This window comes from Streptomyces sp. AC627_RSS907 (assembly GCF_019049165.1).
Genome location: NZ_JAGMUE010000062.1, coordinates 41135 through 49209, shown reverse-complemented (window position 1 = coordinate 49209; position 8075 = coordinate 41135). Strand labels below are relative to the sequence as shown.

General features: G+C 73.3%; 7 protein-coding genes. 3 read left to right on the top strand and 4 right to left on the bottom strand.

Annotated features, from left to right (window positions below; all coding sequences use genetic code 11):
• Positions 1–89 precede the first annotated feature (89 nt).
• The 3 genes from KUM32_RS15785 to KUM32_RS15775 form a co-directional block, all read right to left on the bottom strand.
• A complete protein-coding gene (locus KUM32_RS15785; protein ID WP_217142520.1) occupies positions 90–2807 on the bottom strand; it encodes a tetratricopeptide repeat protein in 2718 nt (905 codons plus the stop codon).
• 183 nt (positions 2808–2990) lie between these two features.
• Complete coding sequence (locus KUM32_RS15780) at positions 2991–3764, bottom strand: SDR family oxidoreductase (protein ID WP_217142519.1); 774 nt, start codon at positions 3762–3764, stop codon at positions 2991–2993.
• A gap of 96 nt (positions 3765–3860) precedes the next feature.
• On the bottom strand, positions 3861–4529 hold the full coding sequence (locus KUM32_RS15775) for an MOSC domain-containing protein (protein WP_217142518.1): 669 nt from the start codon (positions 4527–4529) through the stop codon (positions 3861–3863).
• 80 nt (positions 4530–4609) lie between these two features.
• Between KUM32_RS15775 and KUM32_RS15770 the strand changes: the two genes are divergently transcribed.
• The gene (locus tag KUM32_RS15770; RefSeq protein ID WP_217142517.1) at positions 4610–5530 is read left to right on the top strand and encodes a LysR family transcriptional regulator; all 921 of its coding nucleotides are present in this window, start codon (positions 4610–4612) and stop codon (positions 5528–5530) included.
• A gap of 88 nt (positions 5531–5618) precedes the next feature.
• On the opposite strand, the gene KUM32_RS15765 is transcribed toward KUM32_RS15770, so the two are convergent.
• A complete protein-coding gene (locus KUM32_RS15765) occupies positions 5619–5951 on the bottom strand; it encodes a WhiB family transcriptional regulator (RefSeq protein WP_217142516.1) in 333 nt (110 codons plus the stop codon).
• A gap of 379 nt (positions 5952–6330) precedes the next feature.
• On the opposite strand from KUM32_RS15765, the gene KUM32_RS15760 reads away from it, so the two are divergent.
• Both KUM32_RS15760 and KUM32_RS15755 read left to right on the top strand, forming a co-directional pair.
• The gene (locus KUM32_RS15760) at positions 6331–6942 is read left to right on the top strand and encodes a response regulator transcription factor (RefSeq protein ID WP_003948568.1); all 612 of its coding nucleotides are present in this window, start codon (positions 6331–6333) and stop codon (positions 6940–6942) included.
• A 465-nt stretch (positions 6943–7407) separates the two neighbouring features.
• Positions 7408–7995 (top strand): sigma-70 family RNA polymerase sigma factor, encoded by a 588-nt coding sequence (locus KUM32_RS15755; protein WP_019329587.1) that lies wholly within the window; start codon positions 7408–7410, stop codon positions 7993–7995.
• The last annotated feature ends 80 nt before the right edge of the window (positions 7996–8075 follow it).

The window sequence follows — 8075 nt, the reverse complement described above, 5'->3', positions numbered from 1 at the left end:
GCGTCAGTCGTGGTCCGGGGCGGGCTCGGCATTGGGCGGGCCTGCGTCAGTCGTGGTCCGGGGCGGGCTCGGCATTGGGCGGGTCCGCGTCAGTCTTCGTCCGGGACGGCCACGGCACCGTCGCGCCCGCGCATCCCGGTGAAGAACGGGTTGGCCGCGGCGGTGGCGGTCTCCAGCGTTCCGGCCTCCTCGGTTCGCCCCTCGGCGCGCAGGGCGCGGACGACGTCGTGGACCACGGCGGCCTCGTTCCACTCGTAGTCCCCGGACCGGTAGACGTCCAGGGCCGCCTGGAGGTCGGCGTGTGCCTGCGGCCAGTGGCCGAGTTCGCGGTGGGCGACCCCGCGCAGGTGCAGGGCCATGGCCCCGGCATAGGCGTCTCCCGCGCGGGCGGTGACCTCGACGGCGTGGGTCAGCGGTTCGACGGCCTCCTCGGGCCTGCCCGCCCTCAGGTGCAGCCAGCCGACGTCCCGCTGGGTGTGGGCGAACCACATCTCGTCGCCGATCTGCTGGAAGGTGGCGAGCGCCGTCCTGGCCGCGTCTGCGGCCCCGTCCAGATCGCCCAGGCCGGCCAGGACACGGATCTTGGCGTTGGTGACCCGCCCGAGCCACTGCCGCTCACCCATCGGCCCGAAGATCTCCTCCGCCCGCCGGTAGCGGTCGAGCGCGTCCTCGCGGCGGCCCAGGAGGCGGTAGATCTTGCCGAGGGCGTAGAGGCCGGCCCCTTCCCATCTGCGGTCGTTCAGCACGCGGAAGTCGTGGACGGCGGACTCCAGCAGCGGCGCCGCCTCGTCCGGACGGCGCAGGTAACCGAGTGTCTCGGCCAGCGTCCGCCGCAGCCGGGCCTGCGCCCGGAGGTCACCGGTGTCCTCGGCGAGCCGCAGCGCCTCCCGCTGGCTCTGCTCCGCGAGCTCCGGTTTGCCCCGCCACCGCTGGAACTCGCCGAGCTTCTCCAGCGAGTTCAGTACGTGCCAGGAGTCCCCGGTCGTCCGCAGCCGGTCCACCGCCGCGGTCATGTGTCCGAGGGCTGCCCGGAAGTCGTCCTTCGCCGCGTGGGCGACGGCGACGACCATCTCGTCCCTGGCCAGGCCCACCGGGTCCGACGCCGTCTCCCCGGCGTCCGCGTCCCCGGCGGCCAGCAGTGTCAGTGCCGTGTCCGGCGTACCCTCCGCCAGCGCCGCCGTCGCGCGAGCGCGCCGCAGGCTGCGCCGCACCCGCGGCCTGGTCCCGGGCGGTGCGCTGAACAGCCAGTCCGCGGCGCCGGCCGGCAGGACGATGTCGTCGAGGAAGTACGACAGCGCCTCGCCGATCTCGGCGACCTCCGTGTCCATGCCGAGACTGCGGCCCCGGCCGATGGCCCACAGGAGCCGCTCCTGTTCACCCGAGACCCAGGCGGCGGCCGACAGCCGGTCCAGGCCGCCGACCTGCTCCGCGGCCACCTCCGCCGCGAGCTCCGGGGCACGCCGGGCGGCCAGGTGGACGACCGCGTCCCGGAAGGCCCGCACCAGCCTGGACTCCAGCCGCCGCCGCTCGTCGGACGGCAGCTGGTCGTACTGCTCGGCCGCGTAGACCCGGATCAGGTCGTGGACGCGATAGCCGTCGTCGGCTCCGGCTCCGGCCCCGTCGTCCGGGGCGGCCTCCATCAGGCTGACCTCGACCAGCTCGTCACAGGCCGCGACCGCCGCTCCCCGCGTCTCGGCGACGGAGGCGAAGTGCCACTCCGTGAGCCGTCCGACCGGCAGCGACGCGATCAGGCCGAACGCCGCACGGGTGGACTCCCCGAGCTCGCGGTAGGTGAACCCCAGACAGGCCTCCAGGCTCCCGTCGTCGTGCGCGAGTTCCCGCAGCCGGTCCCGCTCGTTCTCCAGGCGGGCCTGCATACGCGCCAGGCTCAGGTCCGGCCGGTTCCTGAGCTTCGAGCCGACGATGCGCAGGGCCAGGGGGAGCCGGCCGCAGAACCGGGTGATCTGCAGGGCGACGGCGGGATCGGCGGCGACACGGTCCTCGCCGGCCCAGTGGGCGAGCACGCTCAGCGCGTCGTCCTCGTCCGGGAGGACGACCTGCACCGGCGGACGGGCCATGTCTCCGGCGGAGAGTGCCCGACGGCTGGTGATCAGCACGGCGCACCCCGCTCCCACCGGAAGCAGCGGCCGCACCTGTTCGGTGCTGTGCGCGTTGTCGAGCACGATCAGCAGCCGCAGGTCGTTGGTCAGGCTGCGCAGACGCGCGGCCCGGTCGGCGACGCGGGCGGGGATGTCCTCACGCGCGACATCGAGCCTCACGAGGAGTTGTTCCAGGGCGTCGGCACTGCTCATGGGCTCGTCGCCGTCACCCCGCAGTTCGAGGTGCAACTGGCCGTCGGGGTACTCGTCGCGCACCCGGTGCGCGGCGTTGAGGGCGAGCGTCGTCTTCCCCGTGCCGGGCGCCCCGTGCACGACCACGATCTTCGACTGGCTGTGCCGGAGACCGACGGCCAGCGCTCCACCCGTCGGCGACGGGACGTCCCGCAGCGTGGCGAGCAACCCGTCGAGCAGCACCTGCCGCCCCACCCACGGCGCGGTGGACGCCAGCTCGTGCCGCGCCGGACGGGGCGCCGTGGCGGGCGCGGCCGCCTCGGGCCGGGTGCGCGCCGAGTGGTACCAGGCGAGACCGCCGATCAGTACGGCCGTCCCGCCGCCCACCGAGACGGCGGTCGTCCCCTCGAAGAGGTCGAAGATGATGTCACCGGTCGCGCTCAACGCGGCCACGGTGCCGCAGACGGCACCGGTGGCCCAGTACGGCGACCGACGCGAACTGGCCTGTTCCGCCATGGAGTTCCCCCGAGAAGTCAGCGTGGCGTGAGCCGATGATGCCACGCCACGAGCCGCTCGGGCAGCGGGTCCACCAGCCCGCGCACCGCCGGGGAGGCACCCGGGAGCGGGCCGGCCGCAGGCACGGGCGCACCGGCCGCGCCACCGGCGCCCCCGCCGTCGACGCCCCCGCCGTCAACGCCCCTACTGCGGCCCGTACTTGCGCCCCGTCCGCGACGAGATGCCGCCCAGCATCCCCCGCGGCACCAGCTTCGCCGCGCCCATCAGGGCCTTGTAGCGGGGGTCGGGGACCGACACGGTCTTGCCCCGGGACAGGTCGGCGAGGGCCGCCGCGACCAGTTTGTCCGCGTCCAGCCACATCCAGTTCGGAATGTTGTCCGTGCCCATCCCGGCCCGCTGGTGGAACTCCGTGCGCACGAAGCCGGGGCACAGGGCCATCAGGCGCACGCCGCTGCCGGCCAGGTCCTTCGCCACACCCTGCGTGAACTGCACGACCCACGCCTTGGAGGCGCCGTAGGTGCCCCGCGGGACGAACGCCGCGACCGAGGCGACGTTGACGATGCCGCCGCGCCCCCGCCCCCGCATCGCTTCGGCCGCCGCCGAGGTCAGCCGCAGCACCGCCTCGCAGTGCACCTTGAGCATCGTCAGCTCGTCGGCCATGGAGACCTCGAGGAAACGGCCCTTGTTGCCGAAGCCGGCGTTGTTGACCAGCAGGTCGACGGGGTTCCTGCCCGCGCCCAGCCGGGCGGCCACCGCGTCGATGCCGGCGTCCGTCGCCAGGTCGGCCGTCAGCACCTCCGCCTCGATGCCGTGCCGGTCGTGCAGCTCGGTCGCCTGGTCCCGCAGCCGCTTGGTGTCGCGGGCCACCAGCACCAGGTCGTGCCCGTCGGCCGCGAGCCGCCGAGCGAACGCGGCGCCGATGCCCGCCGTCGATCCCGTAATCAATGCCGTTGTCATGGCGCAAGGTTAGGGGGCCGGACTGGGTTGGTCCGCTTCGTTCACCAGGACGACGGCTCGTGAACGACCTGTGAGGAGCAGCGTCGTGGGGGCCGGTCAGCCGCCGTGCCGCGCCACGTACTTACGCGCCGCGGCCAAGGGCTCCGGGTGCAGCGCCTCGCCCGCCGCGAGCAGCCGGGGGAGCAGGTCCCGCCGGGTCGTCACCGCCCGGAACTGCAGGGCGACCGTCACCTCGTGGCCGGGGCGGTGCACGATCCGCACCGGGTCGCCCGCCCGTATCCCACCGGGCTCGACCACCCGCAGGTACGCCCCCGGCGCGCCCTTCTCGGTGAAGCGCCTCACCCACTGCTTCTCACCCAGATGGCCCTGGAAGGTACGGCAGGGAATCCGGCCGGACGTCACCTCCAGCACCAGCTCCGGTCCGACCCGCCAGCGCTCGCCGATCCGGGCGCCGGACACGTCCAGGCCCGTGGTGGTCAGGTTCTCGCCGAAGGAGCCGTTCGGCAGCGGCCGGCCCAGGACGCGCTCCCAGTCGTCGAGGTCCTCGCGCGCCACCGCGTACACCGCCTGGTCGTCGCCGCCGTGGTGGCGCGTGTCGCACACCGTGTCCCCGGCCAGCCCGCTCGCCCCGACACCCATCGGCCCCGGTGCCGTGACCCGCACGGGCCCGTCGGCCGGCTGTTTGTCGATGCCGGTGACGCCTTCGGGGTGGTCCGTGTACGGCACGGCCCGCGCGCGGCCCAGATTGACTGACAAGAGCTTCATGGCGGCACGGTAGGACAGCGCTGTCAAAGGGGCGACCCATTATTCGGCGTCCGGCCAAAGAGTCGCTTATCCTCGGGGGCGTGATCGAGGCTCGTCATCTCCGTGTGCTGCGCGCCGTGGCATCGACCGGTTCCTTCTCCGCCGCCGGGCGCGAGCTGGGCTGCACCCAGCCCGCCGTCAGCCAGCAGATGAAGGCGCTGGAGTCCTCCGTCGGCACGCCCCTGCTCGTGCGCGCCGGACGCGAGATGCGGCTGACCCAGGCCGGTGAGTCGCTGGTGCGGCACGCCGCCGGGATCCTCGCCGGGCTCACCGCGGCCGAGGAGGAGGTCGCCGCCATCGCCGGGCTGCGCGCCGGGCGCGTGCGCCTGGTCTCCTTCCCCAGCGGCAGTTCCACCCTCGTGCCGACGGCCCTGGCCGCGTTGCGCGCCGCCCACCCCGGCACCCGGGTCTTCCTGGAGGAGGCCGAGCCGCCGAAATCCGTGGAGTTGCTGCGTGAGGGCGACTGCGACGTGGCGCTCGCCTTCCGCTACGAGGGCGCGGCCGGCGCGGAGGAGTGGGACGACCTGGTCGTACGGCCGCTGCTGACCGACCGCCTCGTGGCCCTGGTGCCCGTACAGCACCGGCTCGCGCGCACGGCGCCCACCGGGTCGGTGGCCATCGGGGAGCTGGCCCAGGAGCCCTGGATCGCGGGTTGCCCGCGCTGTCGCGGTCAGCTGGTCGAGGTCTGCGAAGGAGCCGGGTTCACGCCCCGCATCGACTTCGCGACCGATGACTACCCGGCGGTCGTCGGCCTGGTCGGGGCCGGTCTGGGCGTGGCCGTCCTGCCTCAGCTCGCCGTCGAGTCCGTACGTCCCCGGGGGGTGCGCACGGTGACGCTGGAACCGGCGGTGCGGCGGGAGATCGTCGCCCTCACCCTGCCCGATCTGGCCCAGGTGCCGGCGGTGGCGGCGACGCTGGACGAGCTGGCCCGGGCGGGGGCACGCCAGTCGGCCGCGCGCTGATCGGCGGCCCGGGGCGCCGCGCGTGCGGCCCGTGTCGGAGTGTCGTAAGCCTGTGAGCCTGTAAGCCTCGTAACGAAGAAACGTTCCTTCAGTGGGGGGCGGCGGCCTCCCCGCCGGCCGACGCCGATGCCGCCACCAGGCGGTGGCGGGCCCGTCCCATGAGCTCTTCGCGCTCGTCCTCGGTCAGCCCGCCCCACACGCCGTACGGCTCACGCACCGCCAGGGCGTGCGCCGCGCACTCGGCGCGGACCGGGCACCTCATGCAGACCTCTTTGGCCGAGTTCTCGCGAGCACTCCGCGCCGCTCCGCGCTCGCCCTCCGGATGGAAGAAGAGCGAGCTGTCCACCCCGCGGCACGCAGCCAGGAGCTGCCAGTCCCACAGGTCCGCGTTCGGTCCGGGAAGGCGGGAGAAATCTGCCATTGCGTGACCCCTTGTAGCCGATCTGGGTGGATATAGTGTCCGACCGTACAACTACGATCTAAGGAGATGAAAATATGACCCATTGCGAATCTAGCCGCAGACACCAGCGAAGTGGAAGAAAAGCGGCTAAATGGGGCATGGGTTGTGATGAAACGGAGCGGGACTCACGCGCATGTCTGCTGCGTGGTGGACCCCTCACGTAGAGTGCCGAAGACGACACACAGCCCCGTAACTCTTTCGAGTGACCGTCGTTGAGAGTGCGGAGGCGGTTGAAGGAACAAGTGCTCGGGCGGGCGTCCGGGACGGTCGACCGCACAGGTGACGATTTCGTACCAGCCTGGAGGCTCAACGTGACGCGCATCAGCTGCGGAGGACGGCCATGACTTCCGTCCTCGTCTGCGACGACTCCCCGCTTGCCCGAGAGGCGCTCCGCCGCGCGGTCGCGACCGTGCCCGGCGTCGAGCGCGTGACGACGGCCGCCAACGGCGAGGAAGTCCTCCGCCGGTGGGGCGCCGACCGCTCGGACCTGATCCTGATGGACGTGCGCATGCCCGGCCTGGGCGGCGTCGAGACCGTCCGGCGGCTGCTCTCCGCGGACCCCGGCGCGCGCATCATCATGCTCACCGTCGCCGAGGACCTGGACGGCGTGGCCCTCGCGGTCGCCGCGGGTGCCCGCGGTTACCTGCACAAGGACGCCTCGCGCGCCGAGCTGCGCGCCACCGTCACGCAGGCCCTCGCCGACCCGACCTGGCGGCTCGCCCCGCGCCGGCTGCGCTCGGCCGAGATGGGCGCCGCGCCCACGCTCACCGCGCGCGAGATCCAGGTCCTGGAGGGCATGAGCCACGGCCGCTCCAACGCGGAGATCGGCCGTGAGCTGTTCCTCTCCGAGGACACCGTCAAGACCCACGCCCGGCGGCTCTTCAAGAAGCTCGGCGCTTCGGACCGGGCACACGCGGTGGCGCTCGGCTTCCGGTGGGGCCTGGTCCGCTAGGGGGTGTCGTCCGGGTCGGGCCGGCTCCGGGCGGCGGCGCCTCGCAGGCAGGCCGAGCGGGGTCCGGTGCGTGCCGCCGCGAGGTGGAGGAGGGCGCCGGGGTGGAGCCCTGGCAACCGCCGACCACGCGGCAGACGGGCGTGCCAGGCCCCGCGACCGCGGCACGATCCGGACGACACCCCCTGGGGCACCCCGTGCGGTGCGGGTCCGCGCGGCGCGTCGGGGGTGCGGCGAACCTCGCATATCGCGAGGTGAGCGGGGGTGACAAGGCGACCCGCCGGGTGCCCGCTGCTCGTTTCGCCGCGGATGACGCATCCTTGAGGTGTGGAGTTCCTCGGGGACGAGTCGGTCGAGCGGAAGGGGAGGGCGCAGGGGATGAGTGCCGGCGCACCTGCTCATAACGCTTCGGTGCACAACAACGGGCGCGGAGCCACGGATCGGACGGTCGCAGGGCACCATGGACCGATGCGTGACGACGAGGCGGCCCCTGACCAAGGGACGGTCGGTGGGCTCGTCCACCGCGCCGTCGACGGGGACGAGCAGGCCACGCACGACCTGCTCGCCCATGTCCATCCCTTGGCGCTGCGCTACTGCCGCACGCGTCTGTCCCGGCTGCCCGGCGACGCCCGGCACTTCGTCGAGGACCTCGCCCAGGAGGTCTGCGTAGCGGTGCTGCTCGCGCTGCCCCGGTACAAGGACACCGGGCGCCCCTTCGAGGCGTTCGTCTTCGCCATCGCCGCCCACAAGGTCGCCGACCTCCAGCGCGCGGCGATGCGGCACCCCGGCTCGACGGCCGTCCCGTCCGACGAGATGCCCGAGCGGCCGGACGACTCCCTGGGCCCCGAGGAGCGGGCGCTGCTCAACAGCGACGCCGCCTGGGCCAAGAAACTGCTGGCCAACCTGCCGGAGAACCAGCGCGAGCTGCTCCTGTTGCGGATCGCGGTCGGGCTCACCGCCGAGGAGACGGGGCAGATGTTGGGAATGTCACCCGGGGCCGTGCGGGTCGCACAGCACCGGGCGCTGAGCCGGCTGCGGGCCCTGGCGGAGCAGTAGCTCCCCGGGGTGAACGGGCGGTGACCGGGCTGCGTACGAAGCCCTGAGGGTGTTCGTACGAAGCGACGAAGACGGAAGGC